This window comes from Nocardiopsis sp. CNZ308 (assembly GCF_004217075.1).
This window is the reverse complement of sequence record NZ_SHKJ01000001.1, coordinates 1,132,980-1,150,496: the sequence shown is the minus strand read 5'-3', so window position 1 is coordinate 1,150,496 and position 17,517 is coordinate 1,132,980. Positions and strand designations below refer to the sequence as shown.

The following is a 17,517-nucleotide window of genomic DNA, read 5'->3' as shown; positions in this document are numbered from 1 at the left end:
CCGGAGGGGCGGCCCACCAGGGCCCGGCCCCGCCGTCCGACCCCGACGGGCTCCCCGCGCCGGTGCGCGCGGGGAGCCCGTCCCCTGTTTGGGGCCTACACTGGGGTCCGTGGCAGAACTGGACCCAGCAGAGAAGATCAAGGACCTCGCGGCGACCCTGGCGAGCGTCAGCGCCGTGTTGGACCTGGAGGCCATGCACACCCAGATCGCCGAACTGCGCGAGCAGTCCGCGGACCCCGAGCTGTGGGCCGACCAGGACAACGCGCAGAAGGTGACGCGCCAGCTCTCCAGCCTGGAGTCCATGGTCAACAAGATCAACGGCATCGGCCAGCGGCTCGACGACCTCGGCGTGCTCTACGAGCTGGCCGAGGCCGAGGACGACGCCGACACCAGGGTCGAGGCCGACCGCGAGCTCGACCAGCTGCGCAAGGAGATCGGCGAGCTGGAGGTGCGCACCCTCCTCAACGGGCCGCACGACGAGCGCGAGGCCATCGTCACGATCAACTCCCAGGCGGGCGGCGTGGACGCCGCGGACTGGGCGCAGATGCTCCAGCGCATGTACCTGCGCTGGGCCGAGCGGCACGGCTACCCCACGGACGTCTACGAGACCTCCTACGCCGAGGAGGCGGGCATCAAGTCCACCTCCTTCGCCGTCAAGACCCCGTTCGCCTACGGCACCCTGCGCGGCGAGCACGGCACGCACCGCCTGGTGCGCATCTCGCCGTTCGACAACCAGAACCGGCGCCAGACCTCGTTCGCGGGCGTGGACGTCGTCCCGGTGGTGGAGCAGAGCGACCACATCGAGATCGACGACGGCGACCTGCGGGTGGACGTGTACCGCTCCAGCGGCCCCGGCGGCCAGGGCGTCAACACCACCGACTCGGCGGTGCGCATCACCCACCTGCCGACCGGCATCGTGGTGTCCTGCCAGAACGAGCGGTCGCAGCTGCAGAACAAGGCCACGGCCATGTCGATGCTCCAGGCCAAGCTGCTGGCGCGCAAGCGCGAGGAGGAGCAGGCGGCGCTGGACGAGATCCGCGGCGACTCGGTGAGCAGCTGGGGCACCCAGATGCGCAACTACGTCCTGCACCCCTACCAGAGCGTCAAGGACGTGCGCACCGGCGCCGAGACCGGCAACACCTCGGGTGTGCTGGACGGGGACATCGACGAGTTCATCGACGCCGAGATCCGCTGGATGCGCAGCCGGGAGCGTTCCGAGGACGCCTAGGTTCCGTTTTCTGAACCGGCCTCGGCTGTGCGGGGGGTCGGTTCGGGCGCCGACGGGGTTCCGGAGGTGGCGGAGGCGGGTTTTCCGTGGGGGAACCGCGCCGCAGGCGTCCGTCGAGGGTGGTGGCGGGCGGCGGGTGGGCACGAGCGAACCCGTCGTAGGCGCCGCGGTGCGGTCACCGCGCCGCCGCCCCGCCCGGGGACGCGGCCGCGAGCCGGACGCGCGCCCCGGCGCCCGCGGGCGCCGGGGCTTCCCGCGGCCGGGCCGGTGCCGGAGGGGGCCGAGGACACGCCCGGTCGCGGCGGCGGCACCCCGGGTGAGCAGGCGGGACACATGTGGTCATTGTGTCCCAATGGTGATGATCACGTCTCCGCAGTTTTACCGAAAATGCTATATGTGAACGTTATCATCGGTTGACGCCTCCGATATGCTCGAGGCTGTTGTCCGATGGTGCACTGATCTTCGGGTGTGAGGCGACCGGGACAATCCGGGCCGCTCCCCCCTCTACACTGTCGGTTGGCCATGTGGCCGGTACGATCCCGCGCGGAGTGCCCTCCACTGCGGGTGCCCATACCTTCGAGAACCTTGTGATGCGCCTGTGATCCACTTCGATAACGTCACCAAGGTCTACCCGACCCAGAAGCGCCCCGCGCTCGACGGCGTTTCCATTGACGTAGACAAGGGCGAGTTCGTCTTCCTGGTCGGCCCGTCCGGCTCCGGCAAGTCGACCTTCCTCCGCTTGGTCCTCAAGGAGGAGAAGCCCGACAAGGGACGTGTGCACGTCGCCGGCAAGGACCTGGCGCGCCTGTCCAACTGGAAGGTCCCCCACCTGCGCCGCCGTATCGGCTGTGTCTTCCAGGACTTTCGCCTGCTGCCGAACAAGAACGTCTTCGAGAACGTCGCCTTCGCGCTGGAGGTCATCGGCAAGCCCCGCCGCTTCATCCGCAAGGTCGTCCCCGAGGTGGTCGAACTCGTCGGCCTGGAGGGCAAGGCCGGGCGGATGCCCAACGAACTCTCCGGCGGTGAGCAGCAGCGCGTGGCCATCGCCCGCGCGTTCGTCAACCGTCCCCAGATCCTGCTGGCCGACGAGCCCACGGGCAACATCGACCCCGCGACCTCCATCGGCATCATGAAGGTGCTGGACCGAATCAACCGCACGGGCACCACCGTCGTCATGGCGACCCACGACGCCGCCATCGTCGACTCGATGCGCAAGCGCGTGATCGAGCTTGAAGAGGGCTTGGTAGTGCGCGACCAGACGCGCGGCGTCTACGGCCAGGCGTACTGACCTCCCGCTGCGAGGACCGGCGCGGCGAAGCCCCGAAGGATGGACCTTTAACAGATCATGCGAGCACAATTCGTTCTCTCCGAGACGTGGATCGGCCTTCGCCGAAACCTGACGATGACCATCGCGGTCATCACGACGGTGGCCATCTCACTGACTCTTTTCGGCGCCGGTCTACTGGTCAACCAGCAGGTCTCCGAGATGCGCAGTTACTGGGACGAGCGGATCACGCTCACCGTCTACATGTGCACCGAGATCTCGCCCACCACGGCCTGCCAGGAGAACGGTCCGGCCACCGACGAGGACCGCCAGGCAGTGGAGCAGACCCTCGACGGCCTGGCCCAGGTGCAGGAGTACACCTACCTCACCTCGGCCGAGGCCTGGCAGGACTTCCAGGACCGGCTGGGCCCCTCCAACGAGGCGCTGGCCAACGCCGCGCAGGAGGGCGACATCCCGGACAACTACCGGGTGCAGCTCACCGACCCCTCCCAGTACCAGACCGTGCGCTCCGCGGTGGAGGGCGCCCCGGGCGTCGACAGCATCTCCGACGACGAGATCGTGCTGGAGCAGTTCTTCGGGCTGCTGGACGGCCTGCGCGCGGCCGCCCTCGTGCTCGCGGGGGTCCAGCTGGCCGCCGCCGCGCTGCTGATCGGCAACACCATCCGGCTGTCGGCCTACAGCCGCCGCCGGGAGACCGGCATCATGCGTCTGGTCGGCGCGTCGAACTTCTACATCCAGCTGCCGTTCCTGCTGGAGGGCGCGGTCGCCGGTCTCATCGGCGGTCTGATCGCCTCCGGCTTCATCGTGGCCACCCGCTACACCCTGCTCACGCAGATCGAGGACTGGTTCCAGTTCGACGTGGCCCTGGGCGCGGGTTCGCTGATGTACGTCATCGGCGTCTCGATGATCCTCGGCATCCTGCTGTGCACCATCACCTCGTTCCTCACCCTGCGCCGCTACCTCAAGATCTGACGCGGCCGCCTGGGGCGGGGAGGATTCGACACCGGGGGGCCTCGTGCCCCCCGGACGTATGAAGGGACACATCTGTGGCACGGGAGACCGGGCGCAAGCTCATCGCGCAGAACCGCCGGGCCCGGCACGACTACCACATCGACGAGACCTACGAGGCGGGCCTCGTCCTCACCGGTACCGAGGTCAAGTCGCTGCGGCAGGGCCGCGCCTCCCTCGTGGACGGCTTCGCGCACATCAACGACGGCGAGGTGTGGCTGGAGAACGTCCACATCCCCGAGTACTCCCAGGGAACCTGGACCAACCACGCCGCCCGACGATCGCGTAAGCTACTCCTGCACCGCGAGCAGATCTCCCGGCTGATCGGCAAGACCCGGGAACCCGGCTTCACGCTCGTCCCGCTGTCCCTGTACTTCAGTGACGGGCGCGCCAAGGTGGAGATCGCTCTGGCCCGCGGTAAGCGTGAGTACGACAAGCGCCACGACATCGCCGAGCGCGAGGCGAAGCGCGACATGGAACGCGCCCTGCGCCGCCGTCGATGAGGCACCCGAAAGGAACACACACGGTGTCCCCCCGTCCCCTCGGCCGGTTCACGGCCGCCGGCAGCGGCCTGCTCCTCGCCGCCGCCCTGGCCGCGTGCACACCGCACCCCAGTCCGGAGGTGGCGGTCAGGTCCTTCCTGCTCGCCTGGCAGGACGGTGACCACGAGACCGCCGCCGCCTACACCGACGGAGACCCCGCACAGGTGTCCGCGGCCCTCACGGACATGCGCGAGCAGCTCGACCTGGCCTCCCTGCGGTTCCAGCTCGGACCCATCTCCCGCGAGGGCGATTCGGCGCAGGCCGAGTTCGGCGTCAACGCCGACCTCGGCATCGGCGACCCGACCTGGAACTACACCGGGCGCATGCCCCTGGAGTGGGGCCCCGACGGCTGGCGCATCTCCTGGTCCACGAGCGTGCTGCACCCCGACCTGAGCGAGCAGGAGCGCCTCGCGGTCAGCTACGAGAGCCAGGAGCGCGGCCAGATCCTCGACCGCGAGGGCGAGCCGCTGGTCACCGCGGACAGCGTGACGGCCTTCGGCGTCTACCCCGCGGACATGGAGGACAAGGAGGCCGGGGTCACCCAGCTCGCCGAACTCCTCGACGAGGACCCCGACCCGCTCCTGAACCGGGTGCGCTCCGCGCCGCCCGAGCAGTTCCAGCCGCTGGTGCTCATGCGCGGCTCCAGCGTGGACGAGACGCTGCTGAGCGAGGCCTCGCGGATCTCCGGAGTGGACACCCAGGAGGTCCAGGTCAACCTGACGCCCTCGGTGTCGCCGTTCCTGCTGGGCGAGGTCGCCGGGACCGCCGAGCACCGGGTCTCCTCCCGCGTGCCCGGCTCCTACCAGGCGGGCGACACCGTCGGCCTGAACGGGCTCCAGAACATCTTCCAGCACGAGCTGGCCGGTTCGGGCACCACCCAGGTGGTCTCCCTGGACCAGGACGGACAGGTCACCGACGTCCTGCAGGCGTGGGAGGGCTCGCTCAGCGGGGCCATCGACACCACCCTGGACCTGGACGTGCAGCGGGCCGCCGAGAACGCGCTGGCGACGGTGCCGGGCAACGGCTACCTGGTGGCGGTCGACACCGGCAGCGGCGAGGTCCTGGCCGCTGCCAGCGCCTCGGGCAGCACCGCGGACGACAACGCCTTCACCGGCTCCTACCTGCCGGGCAGCACCTTCGGCATGGTCACCGCCCTGGCCGCCCTGGAGTCGGGCGCGGCCACCCCCGAGAGCGAGGTGCCCTGCGGCTACTCCGCGGAGATCGGCGGACGCACCTTCGTCAACCCGGGCGGCGGGGCCCTGCTCGACCAGGCCACCCTGGCCCGCAACATCACCTTCAGCTGCAACGTCGGCTTCGCGGGCCTGGGCGCCGAGGTGGGCCCGGAGGCGATCGCCGAGACCGCCGGACGGATGGGCATCGGCGCCGATTGGCAGCTGCCCGTCCCGGCCTCCTCGGGTTCGGTGGCCGTGGAGGACGGTGAGGAGAACGTGGCCGCGGCCATGATCGGCGAGCACGGCGTGCGGGTCAGCCCGCTGTCCATGGCCCTGGTCGCCGCCACGGTCGCGGACGGCACGTGGAACGCTCCGGCCCTGGTGCCCGAGGAGGGCCCGGACCCGATCGGGGCCGCCACCCTGGACGACGCCCACCTGGAGGTGGTCCGCACCGGGCTGCGCGACGCGGTGACCAACCGCATGCCCGAGCTTCTCGCCACCGGGGGAGAGGTCTACGGGCAGGCGGCCCGCGTGGAGCAGGGCGACACCTCGCTGCACTGGTTCGTCGGCTACAAGGACGACGTGGCCTTCGCCGTCCTGGCCGAGGCCGACCCGGCGACGACCCTGGTGTCACAGCACGCGGTGAACGCCGCGGGCTCCTTCCTCAACGGGATGGCCAACGGGGTGCCCGAGGAGGCACCCGCCGGGCCGACCACCGGCGAGCAGCTGCCCGGCGGTCCCACGACCACCGAGGGCGTGGGCCTGCCCTCGGAGCAGACGGATCCGACGCAGACCGGACCGACGGGGCCGACCAACCAGGCCGACCTGACGGGCACGGAGGAGACCGGCTGGTAGGGCCCACCGGTCGGCGGCTCCGGTCATCGTTTCTTCCGGACAGGGCAGAACCCGGCAAAGAGCGGACCCTCGGGCAACCTCCCGGGGGTCCGCCCGCGTCTTCCCCTATGACTGGGCCGCGACAGGGGGTAGCGGACCAGTGAGGGGCAGGACCTCATCTCGGGGGAGATCCTGTCGTTTCCCAAGGTCGGCCCGACCCTGCCGACCGCCCCCGCGGGCCGCGTCGACCACCTCTTGCGTCCGCGCCCGCGGGGGTTTCTCCCCGTCCGGGCCCGGCGGCCGCGGTTTTCCCTCCGCTACCGGGAATCAGCTTGGCCCCTGTACTGTTCAACAGGTAGAGTGACGGACGCGCGAGCGTTCGCCGCTCGCATGTCGGCCGCCCCGCCTGGCGGGGAGGCCGTGACAATTCCACAGGGGGTGATCGGTTTCGACTTCGGTAGTCGTTCCAGGGGAAGCGGGTCGAGGGTTGCGTTTGTGACCTCGTTAATCCTGCATTCGCGTAAACACAAGTGCCAATTCTAAGCGCACTGAGTTCGCTCTCGCTGCCTAAGCGATAGCGTCTCTGTCGGCCTGGGCTCGTCATCGGCCCAGATCCCGGCATCAGCTAGATGACTTACCGCTCAGATCAGGCCACGGGGCCTGAGCGGGACATCTTCGTGGCTGGGCCTGTCAGCGATGTGTCCGTGCAAGCGCTGAGGCCGAGTAGAACGACAGCGCGGACTGCACCCGGAGAAGCCCTGGCTCGGTGCTGAAGGACGCGGGTTCGATTCCCGCCACCTCCACAGGACTCAGGACGACCCTGCTCGGCGGCCCTCGGCCGCCTCGCCGGGTCGTCCTTCGTGTTTTCCGGGGGGAGACCCCCGATCCCCCCGAGGTACCCCCCTGTGGTCGGGGCCGTTCTGGTCGGCGGGGTGGGGGGTGTTCCTGACGACGTGAGGCTTCGCCGCATGGGGCGGGGCTGTCCGCGATGCTTCTCGGGGCCCGAGCTTTCTGAGGTGCCCCCTGTGGGCGGGGCTGTCCGCGATGCTCTTCCGGAACCCCTGTGGGCCGCTCGGCTGCTGCCGGTGCGGCCTTTCGTCTTCTCGGGGCACGGCTTCGCCCGACCTCCTGGTCGCGGGGACCCGGGCGCTTCGGGAGGGCGGAGGTACCGCACTCCCGGTGACTTTCCGGGTACGGTCGGATCCGAGGCGGTGAACCGGGGCCGCGACGAAAGCGTTATCCTCTTTGACCCCCCGGCCCCCCGTATCCGCGGGTGAGCGAAAGCCTTCGACCGAGAGCCTTCCGATGCCGAAGAAGACAGCCGCCTCCCTCAACGCCAACCGATCCTCCCTGGTGCACAAGGTGCGCTACGCGCTGCGCAACCCCGGCAAGGTGGTGCCGTACGTGCGCCGCTCCGCCCGTGACCTGCGGCTGCGCCTGACCCACCGCGACCACGTGGACTACTACCGGGCGGTGATGGCCTCCGACGCCGCCCGCGACCCCAGGTCGGCCGTGGGCAGCCAGAGCCAGGAGCGCTGGCTGGCGCTGGGGCAGATGCAGTTCGACTACCTGGTCGAACACGGTCTCAGACCGGAGCACCGGATGCTCGACATCGGCTGCGGGAACCTGCGCGCCGGATGGCGGCTGATCGACTACCTCGACCCGGGCGGCTACTACGGGATCGACATCTCCCCGGACATCCTCATCGCCGCCAAGGGCGTGCTGGCCGAGCGCGGGTTGCAGGAGAAGCTGCCGCACCTGACCATCACCCGGGACCTGACCTTCTCCTTCCTGCCGGAGGGCCACTTCGACGTCGTCCACGCGCACAGCGTGTTCTCGCACTCGCCCATCGAGGTGATCGACGAGTGCCTGGCCAACGTCGAGCGGATCCTGGCGCCGGGCGGGTTCTTCGACTTCACCTACGACCGGACCGAGGGAGCCGAGCACCAGGTGCTGCGGGAGGACTTCTACTACCGGACCGAAACGCTGATCACCCTCGCGGAGAAGCACGGACTGTCGGCCCGGTTCATGGAGGACTGGGAGAAGCGCCCGCACGGCCAGTCCAAGATCCGCGTCACCGCGCGCGGCTGACCGGGCGCCTCCGCGGGCTCCGGGACGGCTCGGGCGTCCTCGGCGCGTGCCGTGGGCGCGGGGCCGCGGACGGCCCCGCGCCGGGCGGTGTCAGAAGCCGGAGACCGGGCGCGGCGTGTAGTGTCGCTCCAGCTCCGCCACCTCCTCGTCGGTCAGCTCCAGCGACAGCGACGCGATCGCGTCGTCCAGGTGGTGCGGCCTGGTGGCGCCGATGATCGGCGAGGTCACCGCGGGATTCCGCGACACCCAGGCCAGGGCGATCCGCGCACGGGGTACCCCGCGCCTCTGGGCGACCGCGCCGACGGCGTCCGCGATCGACCGGTCCGCCTCCGCGTACAGCCGCGAGCCGAACGCGTCACCGCGGCTGCGCGCCGTCTCCTCCTCCCACGCGCGGGTGAGCCGACCGCGCGCCAGGGGGCTCCACGGGATGACCCCGATGCCCTCGTCCGCGCACAGGGGCAGCATCTCCCGCTCCTCCTCGCGGTAGAGCAGGTTGTAGTGGTTCTGCATGGTGGCGAACCTGGTCCAGCCGTTGACGTCGGCGACCCTCAGCGCCTTGGCGAACTGCCAGGCGTGCATCGAGGAGGCGCCCACGTAGCGCGCCTTGCCCGCCCTGACCACGTCGTGCAGGGCCTCGACGGTCTCCTCGATCGGCGTGGTGGGGTCCCAGCGGTGGATCTGGTACAGGTCCACGTAGTCGGTGCCCAGGCGCCGCAGGCTGTGGTCGATCTCGGTGAGGATCGCCTTGCGCGAGAGCCCGCCGCCGTTGGGGCCCGGGCGGGTGCGGCCGAACACCTTGGTGGCCAGCACGATCTCGTCGCGGTCGGCGTACTCGGCCAGGGCCCGGCCGACGATCTCCTCGCTGCTGCCGTCCGAGTAGGTGTTGGCGGTGTCGAAGAAGTTGACGCCCGCCTCGACCGCCTGGCGGATGAAGGGCCTGCTGGCCTCCTCGTCCAGGGTCCAGTCGTGGGTGCCCCTGGCGGGGTCCCCGTAACTCATGCAGCCGAGGGTGACGCGGGAGACGTCGAGTCCGGTCCGGCCCAGCTTGACGTAGTCCACGGGCTCGCCTTCCGTCGAGGGGATGGGGACGGCACGACTCTAGGGTGCCGGGGTGCGGGCCTCCCGCACGGCCTCCAGGAATCTACGTCGTAAAGCTCCGTGGGGACGCCAGGCCGATACGCGGACGGGTGCGGTGCCGGTCGCACCGCACCCGTCCCGCGTAGCCGTCACGCCTCGGTGGCCCCCACGAGCCAGGCGACCTTGTGGGCCGTGACGCCGAGACTCCCACTGCTGCCGAGGTAGACCCCGAACGAGGCGATGAACGCGTAGTCGTGCTCTCGGCGCTCACAGACCACGTCCTCAACCGCACACGCGGATGACGGGTTGCGCACGCGCAGGCACGGCGACGACTGTTCGTCGACCACGTCCGCCCGTACGTCGTAACGGGACAGTTCCGCGGCGAGTTTGCCGAGGTGCTCGTGCTCCTCGGAGGGCACACGGGTCGGCTGCTCGTCCCTCGTCTGTCTCGACTTGGCCATGGCGCAGATCCTTTCGTGTCGAGCGTGGTGGCTCTCCTCGATGCCCTGTCGCCATTGTCACCCAGGGTTATATTACTAGTCCGTAACGCGGTTACGACACGCCGTTACTCCACCCAGGCGCCCTCGTACACCACCTCGCGGACTTCGAGGTCGTCGTCGAGCACGACGAGGTCGGCGCGCCCCCCGACCTCGATCCGGCCCACCCCGTCCAGCCCCAGCGCCGCGGCCGGAACCGACGACGCCGACCGCACGGCCTCGGGCACGCCGACGCCCAGGCCCAGCGCGGCGTTGCGCACAGCCTGGGGCAGGACGATCGTGCTGGAGGCGATCGTGCCGCTCTCCGCCAGGCGCGCCTCGCCGCCGCTCACCCGCACCCGCAGGTCGCCCAGCGTGTACTCGCCGTCGCCCAGGCCCGTCGCCGACATCGCGTCCGTCACCAGGGACACCCTGTCCGCGCCCGCGGCGTCGAAGACCAGCCCGGCCGCTCCCGGGTGGACGTGCACGTTGTCCAGGATCAGCTCGACCGTCACGCGCTCGTCGCCCAGCGCGGCGGCGATCGGCCCCGGGTCGCGGTGGCCCAGCGGACGCATCGCGTTGTACAGGTGGGTGGCCACCGACGCCCCCGCGTCGAAGGCCGCCAGCGTCTGCTCGTAGGTGGCCTCGGTGTGCCCCACCGCCGCCACCACGCCGGAGGAGGCCGCCGCGCCGATCAGGTCCAGTGCCCCGGGCAGCTCCGGGGCCACCGTCACCATGCGCACGTGCCCCCGCCCGGCCTTGAGCCAGCGGTCGAACTCGGCGGTGTCGGGGTCGCGGAGCAGGTCGGGGTCGTGCGCTCCGCACCTGGCCCGGGAGATGAAGGGGCCCTCCAGGTAGATGCCCGCCAGCTCGCCCGCGTCGCACAGTTCGGCAAGCGCCGCCACCTGGAGCAGGGTGTCCTCCGGGGTGGCCGCCACGAGGCCGCCCACCAGCGCGGTCACGCCCCGGGAGCGGTTGAACGCGATCGTCTCACGGACGCCCTCGGGGTCGGTCTCGGTGAACGCGTGCCCGGCGCCGCCGTGGACGTGGGTGTCCACCATGCCGGGGACGACCCAGGCGCCGCCGAGGTCGCGGCCGCCGGGAACGGGCTCGTCCGAACCCAGCGCGGCCACGCGGCCGTTCTCGATCCTCAGCCATCCCTCGTGGACCCCGTCGGGGGTCACGACGCGCGCGTTGGTGAGTGTGACGGGGGTGTGGGCCATGTGAGGGGTTCCTCGTGCTCGTCTCGTCGGTGTGTGTCGCACATTACACAGGCCTTCGGAGCCGTCACCGCGGGCTTCCGTATTGCCTGCGGAGCTGGGCGATCCCGCTTCCTGGGACGGCTGTCCGAGGGGTGGACCGCCCACCGTGGTGCGCGCGCACGCATTGACGATAACGGCCGGGGCGCTTCATGATGGAGACATGTCCGCCGGTGAGCTGCTTGTCCAGCGCCTGCATGTCGATCTGAGACAGCAGGCGAGCGCGCTCTGTCGTAGCTAGCGCCCTGCGGGGTTTCGCCCCGCGCCTCTCGTGCCCCGTCGCACGTGCCCTGTCGCAGACACCGGACGCTCATCTCTTCCCCTGGGTTCTGCGGGGACCGCCCCGCGGTCGCCGCAGCAGACCTGCCAGGCCCGACACGGGCGGTTTTCGGACAGCGTGGTCCGCTCCCCCGTGTCGGAGGCGAGGAACCGCGAGAGTCCAAGGACGTTCGTCACCCCTCCTTCCGGTGTCAACCGACCCGCCGTCCTCCCCGGCTGGTGTCTCCTCCGATCCCGGCTCGCTCTGTTCGAACCCAGGAGTTCTCGCATGACCCGCTTCACCGTGCTCGTCGCCGCCCCCCAGATCCGTTCCTCCGTCCGCGACGCCGCCCTGCGCGCGGCCTCCGAGGTCGCCGCCCGCGCGGGTGTCGACTCCCGCCCCGACGTCATCGACATCGCCGAACTCGGCGCCGAACTGCTCTCGGAGACCTCCGCCGCCGTCGAGGCAGCTCTGGCGAAGGTGCGCGAGAGCGACGTCCTGCTCGTGGCCTCCCCGCAGGCGCACGGCACCTACACCGGGCTGCTGAAGGTCTTCCTCGACCGCTTGCCCGAGCTGGGACTGGGCCACACGGTCGCGGTTCCGCTGGCGGTCGTGGAGGACCTGCGCAACAGCCGGGGCATCGAGGAGGACCTGCGTATCCTGCTGGCCGACCTGGGCGCCTGGGTGGCCGAGCCCGGCCTGATCCTGGCCGAGGGGGAGACCGGCCAGCCCGACAGCGTGGTGCGGGCGTGGGCCGACGTCGCCGCCCCGGGCCTGCGCGAGGCCGTGTCGGTGGCCGTCTGACCGGGGTCGCCGTGGCGGTCCCGTAGCGGCGGGTCCGTGGCGGCGGGGGAGACGCGCAGGAGTGTCCCGCCCTCTCCCCGGCCTCCGCGGGGGCCGCACGCCGTTTCCTCGTCTTGGCGGGGGCGGCACGCCGTCCCGGCGCACGTCCGCCTCCTGCGCGCGCCCGCGCGCGGTCTAGGCGTGGGCGCGTTTGCGGCTGGTGTCCGCCTCGGCGGCCGCCACGTTGCCGCGGACCAGGACGACCACGACGAGGGTGAGGGCGAATCCGCCCACGCGCAGGGCCAGCATGACGGGGTCGTCGGGCAGCCGCTCGCCGAACAGGATCGTGCCCATGACGACCATGAACACGTTGCCCACGACGTTGGACACCGGGGCGGTGATGGAGGTGCGCGAGCGCTGGAGCGAGGTCTGGAAGAGGACGATGCCCACCGCCCAGCCCACCGCGTACAGGTAGGGGTAGGGCGACAGCAGCGCGGGGACGATCGCGTCCCACAGGCCGTGGTCGGCCAGCAGGCCGCCCAGCCCCTTGCCCTGGAGGCCCGCGCTGCCCTGGGCGAAGCCCGCGGCCGCGCCCAGGGCGGCGGCGGACACGTAGCGGCCGCGTCCGCCGGCCAGGCCCACGACGACCAGGCACACCGCGACGGTGAGCAGGCTGACGGTGATGAGCAGCGGTGCGTCGGCGGTGGTGCCGGTCTCGGCGCCCTCGGCGGTGGACAGGCTGAGCAGGCCGAGCGCGACCGGCATGATGCCGAGGGCCACGTACTCGCCCCGCGTGACGCGCTCGCCCAGGACGAGGGTGATGACGAGGATGCCGCACGCGACCCCGGCGGCGAAGGCGGGCTGGGCCACGGACACGGGCGCCAGGCCGAGCGAGACGATCAGGCCGACGCTGCCCAGGGCGGCGAAGAGGCAGCCGAGCACCCAGCGGGGGTTGGTGAGCAGGACCCGGGCCAGGTGGAGGGGGCGGTTGACCGAGATCGACTCCGCGCCGTGCAGGGCGCGCTGTTCCACGGTCAGGCCGACGGTGTAGACCACCGCGGACAGCAGGGCCACCAGGAGTCCGGTCACGGGGGTCCTGCTTTCCGTCGGGGCGCGGAGTCGAGAGGGCGGGGGCGGCCGCTAACGTCGGTGTAGGCGGTTCCGCTCGGCCGCAGCGAGTTGACGAATTATATATAACCAGTTCTAGTCTTGTCTGACGAGCCCCCTGTCGGGGGTAGAACCCGTTCTGGGAACGCAGGGGGCGCGGTGCGCGGATCCGACGAACGCTCCGTGTGGTGGTCACGCGTGGCCGACCGCTTCGGCAGGCTTCGGTTCCGCTGGCCCGGACCGCGCAGGTCCCGGCCCGGCGAACCGGGGCGGGACCGCCCGCGAGCGCCGCGTCTGGCGTCGCTCCTGGACCGGTGGCCCCGACGGCTCCGCCTCCCGTTGCTCCGGCCCCGCTGGGACAGCCACTCCCGTTTCGAGCCCGGGCCCCTCGGGCTGCTCGGCGTCATGCTCTCGGCGATGGCGGTCACCCTGCTGCTGATCCAGAGCGGCTCCGGGGGAGGCGCCGCGGAGGGCGGGCGCGCCGAGGAGCCCGTCACCGTGCCGGGCCCGCCGGACGGCGAACTGCGCGTCATGGTCGTCGGCGACTCGCTCTCCCAGGGCAGCAGCGGCGACTACACCTGGCGCTACCGCCTGTGGTCCCACCTGCGCGAGGCCGGGGTGGAGGTGGACTTCGTCGGCCCCTACGACGGCGTGTACGGGTTGGCGGACCGCGAGTTCGGCAACCAGGACTACGCCGACCCCGACTTCGACACCGACCACGCCGCCCGCTGGGGCACCACCGCGCAGGACCTGTCCACCGGGGCCGCGCGGGTGGCCGCCGAGTACCGGCCGCACTACCTGCTCCTCCTGGCCGGTACCGAGGACATCCTGGCGGGCGAGGACGCCGACAGCGCGCTGGAGGGGGTGGGCGAGACGGTGTCCACGGTGCGCGTCGTGCGGGGGCAGACCCGGTTCGTCCTCGGTGAGCTCCCGCCGGTGGAGGACCCGCGGGCCAACGCCGAGATCGACCGGTTCAACATGGGTCTGGTGGACCTCGCCGCGCAGCTCACCTCCAGCGAATCGCCCGTGGTGGTCGCGCGGGTCGCCGACGGGTACGCCCCGGCCAGTGACAACTGGGACGAGGCGCACCCCAACGCGCGCGGCGAGCTGCGGATCGCGGCGGCCTTCGCCGACGCGCTCGCCGAACCGCTGGGGGTCGGCCCGACCTACCGGCGGCCGCTGCCGGAACCGGCGGTGGGGCCCACGACCGCGCCCGAGCCCGTGGCGGAGGAGTCCGAGGACGGCCTCGTGCTCAGTTGGGAGACCGTGCCCGGCGCGACCGGCTACCGGGTGGTGCAGCGGCGCGTGGGACCGGACCCGGACGAGGCCGTCGTGCTCCCCGTGGACGTGCGCGCCGACGGGGACAGCCGTTCCGTGCTGGTGGGGGCGCTCTTCAGCGGAGCCCGCTACGAGTTCGTGGTGCGCTCGTTCAAGGGCCGGGACGAGGGGGTGGAGTCCGAGCCCCTCCAGTGGGTGTGGGACGACGATCCGCCGCCGGGGCCGTCCTGGCTGCGCGTCGTCGACGGCGGGGCGGCCGTGGAGTGGGAGGAGGTCGGGGAGGCCTCCCACTACGAGGTGTGGGTGCGCGCGCTGGACTGCGGGGGTGCCGACGACCGGCGGGTGCCCGTGGACGGCGGCGGCCCGTACGCGTCGCTGGAGGGTGAGCACGCCTCGGAGGAACCCGTCGAATCGCCCGTCCCCAGCGACGGGCCGTCCGACCCCGTGCCCGACGCGGACCCCCGTCCGCGGCCCACCCCCACGCCCACTCCGGCTCCCACGCCGTCCGTGCCGGAACCCGAGCCCGTCACGCCCGGGCCGGACTGCGAGCGCCGCGACGGGCTCGGCCCCGGGGACGGGCGGGGGTGGCGCACGCTGGGCCCGGCGGGGGAGGAGCCGCGCTGGTCGGTGACGGTGTCTGGCCCCTACGAACTCGTGGTCCGCTCCTACCGCGACTACGTGGAGGGCGGCTACTCCGACAGCGTTCTGCTCGCGCGGGGCTGACGGCGGACTGAGGGGTTGCTTTCCAGGGGCGGAGGTCGACGGTGTCGTTCACAGGGCTGATGGTCCGGCGAGTGCGGGGGGCCCTGGGAGGAAGGGGCGCCCGGCGGGGAAGGGGCGCCCGAGGAGAAGGGGGAGTCCGGCTGCTGCCCCGTCTGCTGCCGTGGGCCGTGGGACTGCTGGCCGGTGTGCTGGCGCTCGGTCCCGCGCTGGGGCCCGGGTACGTGCTGCGCTACGACATGGTGTTCGTGCCCGACCTGTCGCTGGGCACGGTGCTGCGGGGCGCGGACGGGTTCCCCCGCGCGATTCCCAGTGACGCCGTGGCGGCGGCGCTGTCCGCGGTCCTGCCCGGGGACGCGGTGCAGTCGCTGGCGCTGCTGGCGGTGTTCGCCGTGGGCGGGGCCGGTGCCGCGCGCCTGGTGCTGCGGGTGCTGCCCCGCGGCGGCGCCGGGGCCCTGGTGGCGTCGGCCGCCGCCGGGACGGCCTACGTGTGGAACCCGTTCGTGGCCGAGCGGCTGCTGTTGGGCCAGTGGGCGATGCTGCTGGGCTACGCGGGGCTGCCGTGGGTGGTGGGGGCCGCCGTCCGTCTGGCGAGGGTGCGGCCGGGCTCGGGGTTCGCCGGGCTGGTGCGCGCGCTGGTGCCCGCCGCGGTCGGCGGGTTCTCGTCGGTGGTGCTGACCGCCCTCACCGCCGGTCCCGTCGCCCTCACCGCCCGCCCGCGCGCGTCGCGTCAGAGCCGTGTCTCCCGAACATCCCGGACCACTCCGACCCCTCGGGACCCTCGACGTAGGCAGCCTTCTGGAACTCCTTCGCCTCCTTCGGTTCCCCCTGTCTCTGCGGCCCCCTCAGACCCTGTGGACCCTGTGGACTCTGCGGCTTCTGTGGGTCCTATGAGCTCTTCGGGTTCTGTGACCCCTGCGGCTCCCTGGGCGACTCGGGTTCCTCCTGTCCCCTGGGAGGCTCAGAGCGCCTCTCCCGTGACTCCCTCGCACCCGCGCGCGCCGCGCTGGTGGGGGCGGGCGTCGCTGTTCGCGCTGGCGCTGGTGGTGGTCTCCCTGCCCTGGCTGCTTCCGTCCCTGGCCAGCGGGGCGGGTACGGACCCGGCCGGGGTGGCGGCTTTCTCGGCCCGTTCGGACACCCCGTTCGGGGTCCTCGGCTCCCTGCTGCTCCTGGGCGGGGTGTGGAACTCCGGTGCGGTTCCGTCGGGCTACGGCGAGCCGGTGACGGCCGCGGCCCGCCTGCTGCTGTGTCTGCTGGCGTTGGCGGGCTGGGTGTGGTTGCTGCGCCGGGAGCGGCCGGGGTTCGGCCCCGGTCTTTCGGCGGCCGCCGCCCTGGGCCTGCTGATCGCCCTGCTGGGGGCCACCGGTCCGGGGCGTGCGCTGCTGGTCTGGCTGGTCTCCGCCTGGCCGGGGTTCGGGCCCCTGCGCGACGGACAGCTCTACGTGGCCCCGCTGTCCCTGGTCCAGGCGCTCGGCCTCGGCGCGTGCGTGTGGTGGCTGGCCGGACGGCAGGGTGCCGCGCTGCGGACGGGGCTCGCGGTGTTCGTGGCGCTGCTGCCGGTGGTGGTGCTGCCGGGGTTGCTGTGGGGCGCGAGCGGCCGGTTGGCCCCGGTGGACTACCCCGGGGAGTGGCTGGCGGCGCAGGAGGCGGTGGCCGCCGACGACCGGCCCGGGGCGGTGCTGGTGCTGCCCTGGAGCGCCTACCGCGGCCCCGACTGGTCGGGGCGGGCCACGGTCGTCCTGGACCCGGCGACCAAGCTCTTCGACCGGCGCACCCTGTGGAACGACGACCTGGTCGTGGGCACCCCGGACGGGGGAGAGGTGGTCGTGACCGGGGAGGACGCGCGGGCGCGGCGCGTCGCCGGGGTGCTCGGGCCCGACCCGGAGACGGGCCTGCCCGAGCGGTTGGACGCCGCGGCGCTGGGCGGGCTGGGGGTGCGGTACGTGGCGGTGTCCGCACCGGCCGATAACCAGTTCTGGTCGGGTGTGGAGGGCTTGGCCGTGGTGGTGGAGGGCCCCAACATGGTGCTTCTCCGGGTGCGGGACCAGCATGTAAAGGCCGACAAAGCTGGCATTCCGGGGTTGGAAGTTACCGGCGGGTTAGTTACAGTTGGGGCAATCATCTGGTCTATGGCTAGATCAGGTTCTAGTCTCGTTTTCCAGCGCTCCGGACCCAGCGCGGGATCGGGCGCGCGGAAGGAGATCCCCAAGTGATCAAGGTAATCGCCGCCTGCGTCATCGGTGCGGCCCTGGCGGGAGGTGCCACCTTCGTGGCCACCAGCCTCGCCACGGACTCGACCGCCACCGCGGAACCGGTGAACGAAACCCTCTACAACTACGGCGACCGCTAGGGCGGCCGTACGGCGGAGGTTCGCGGGCGCTCCGCCCCCGGCGGGGCG

General features: G+C 71.9%; 14 protein-coding genes and 1 other RNA gene. 11 read left to right on the top strand and 4 right to left on the bottom strand.

Features of this window, described 5'->3' with window-relative positions:
* Nucleotides 1–109: 109 nt before the first annotated feature.
* From prfB to EV372_RS04845, 7 genes are all read left to right on the top strand, one after another.
* Nucleotides 110–1,228 carry a peptide chain release factor 2 gene (prfB, locus tag EV372_RS04875; protein WP_013154729.1) on the top strand — a complete coding sequence of 373 codons (1,119 nt, stop codon included), beginning with the start codon at nucleotides 110–112 and terminating at the stop codon, nucleotides 1,226–1,228.
* A gap of 598 nt (nucleotides 1,229–1,826) precedes the next feature.
* Nucleotides 1,827–2,516, top strand: coding sequence for a cell division ATP-binding protein FtsE (ftsE, locus tag EV372_RS04870; RefSeq protein ID WP_013154728.1), 690 nt, complete (start codon nucleotides 1,827–1,829; stop codon nucleotides 2,514–2,516).
* Between the two features lie 57 nt (nucleotides 2,517–2,573).
* Nucleotides 2,574–3,485, top strand: coding sequence for a permease-like cell division protein FtsX (ftsX, locus tag EV372_RS04865; protein WP_207232770.1), 912 nt, complete (start codon nucleotides 2,574–2,576; stop codon nucleotides 3,483–3,485).
* Between the two features lie 74 nt (nucleotides 3,486–3,559).
* Entirely contained in the window at nucleotides 3,560–4,024 is a 465-nt protein-coding gene (smpB, locus tag EV372_RS04860) for an SsrA-binding protein SmpB (protein WP_013154726.1), read from the top strand.
* A gap of 23 nt (nucleotides 4,025–4,047) precedes the next feature.
* The gene (locus EV372_RS04855) at nucleotides 4,048–6,090 is read left to right on the top strand and encodes a penicillin-binding transpeptidase domain-containing protein (RefSeq protein WP_130395025.1); all 2,043 of its coding nucleotides are present in this window, start codon (nucleotides 4,048–4,050) and stop codon (nucleotides 6,088–6,090) included.
* 413 nt (nucleotides 6,091–6,503) lie between these two features.
* Nucleotides 6,504–6,875: a transfer-messenger RNA gene (gene ssrA, locus EV372_RS04850) on the top strand.
* A 499-nt stretch (nucleotides 6,876–7,374) separates the two neighbouring features.
* Nucleotides 7,375–8,160, top strand: coding sequence for a class I SAM-dependent methyltransferase (locus EV372_RS04845; RefSeq protein ID WP_130395024.1), 786 nt, complete (start codon nucleotides 7,375–7,377; stop codon nucleotides 8,158–8,160).
* 90 nt (nucleotides 8,161–8,250) lie between these two features.
* Here EV372_RS04845 and EV372_RS04840 read toward each other — a convergent pair whose 3' ends face one another.
* From EV372_RS04840 to nagA, 3 genes are all read right to left on the bottom strand, one after another.
* Complete coding sequence (locus tag EV372_RS04840; RefSeq protein WP_130395023.1) at nucleotides 8,251–9,219, bottom strand: aldo/keto reductase; 969 nt, start codon at nucleotides 9,217–9,219, stop codon at nucleotides 8,251–8,253.
* Nucleotides 9,220–9,386: 167 nt separating this feature from the next.
* Nucleotides 9,387–9,698 carry a hypothetical protein gene (locus EV372_RS04835; RefSeq protein WP_130395022.1) on the bottom strand — a complete coding sequence of 104 codons (312 nt, stop codon included), beginning with the start codon at nucleotides 9,696–9,698 and terminating at the stop codon, nucleotides 9,387–9,389.
* Between the two features lie 104 nt (nucleotides 9,699–9,802).
* On the bottom strand, nucleotides 9,803–10,936 hold the full coding sequence (nagA, locus tag EV372_RS04830; RefSeq protein WP_130395021.1) for an N-acetylglucosamine-6-phosphate deacetylase: 1,134 nt from the start codon (nucleotides 10,934–10,936) through the stop codon (nucleotides 9,803–9,805).
* A 583-nt stretch (nucleotides 10,937–11,519) separates the two neighbouring features.
* Here nagA and EV372_RS04820 point away from each other — a divergent pair.
* Complete coding sequence (locus EV372_RS04820) at nucleotides 11,520–12,035, top strand: NADPH-dependent FMN reductase (RefSeq protein WP_130395020.1); 516 nt, start codon at nucleotides 11,520–11,522, stop codon at nucleotides 12,033–12,035.
* Nucleotides 12,036–12,209: 174 nt separating this feature from the next.
* On the opposite strand, the gene EV372_RS04815 is transcribed toward EV372_RS04820, so the two are convergent.
* Nucleotides 12,210–13,103 carry a hypothetical protein gene (locus EV372_RS04815; RefSeq protein WP_130395019.1) on the bottom strand — a complete coding sequence of 298 codons (894 nt, stop codon included), beginning with the start codon at nucleotides 13,101–13,103 and terminating at the stop codon, nucleotides 12,210–12,212.
* Between the two features lie 177 nt (nucleotides 13,104–13,280).
* Here EV372_RS04815 and EV372_RS04810 point away from each other — a divergent pair, with 177 nt between their 5' ends.
* The 3 genes from EV372_RS04810 to EV372_RS28985 are packed head-to-tail and all read left to right on the top strand — an operon-like array spanning nucleotide 13,281 to nucleotide 17,469.
* Complete coding sequence (locus tag EV372_RS04810) at nucleotides 13,281–15,122, top strand: SGNH/GDSL hydrolase family protein (protein WP_130395018.1); 1,842 nt, start codon at nucleotides 13,281–13,283, stop codon at nucleotides 15,120–15,122.
* A gap of 41 nt (nucleotides 15,123–15,163) precedes the next feature.
* The gene (locus EV372_RS29215) at nucleotides 15,164–17,332 is read left to right on the top strand and encodes an MmpA family trehalose lipid delivery protein (RefSeq protein WP_486484096.1); all 2,169 of its coding nucleotides are present in this window, start codon (nucleotides 15,164–15,166) and stop codon (nucleotides 17,330–17,332) included.
* A complete protein-coding gene (locus EV372_RS28985) occupies nucleotides 17,329–17,469 on the top strand; it encodes a hypothetical protein (protein WP_013154713.1) in 141 nt (46 codons plus the stop codon). The genes EV372_RS29215 and EV372_RS28985 overlap by 4 nt, the downstream gene beginning before the upstream one ends.
* The last annotated feature ends 48 nt before the right edge of the window (nucleotides 17,470–17,517 follow it).

Coding starts and splice junctions, on each gene's coding strand:
- nagA (WP_130395021.1), bottom strand. CDS start 10,936: ATGGCCCACACCCCCGTCACACTCACCAACGCGCGCGTCGTGACCCCC.
- EV372_RS04845 (WP_130395024.1), top strand. CDS start 7,375: ATGCCGAAGAAGACAGCCGCCTCCCTCAACGCCAACCGATCCTCCCTG.
- EV372_RS04835 (WP_130395022.1), bottom strand. CDS start 9,698: ATGGCCAAGTCGAGACAGACGAGGGACGAGCAGCCGACCCGTGTGCCC.
- EV372_RS04820 (WP_130395020.1), top strand. CDS start 11,520: ATGACCCGCTTCACCGTGCTCGTCGCCGCCCCCCAGATCCGTTCCTCC.
- ftsX (WP_207232770.1), top strand. CDS start 2,574: ATGCGAGCACAATTCGTTCTCTCCGAGACGTGGATCGGCCTTCGCCGA.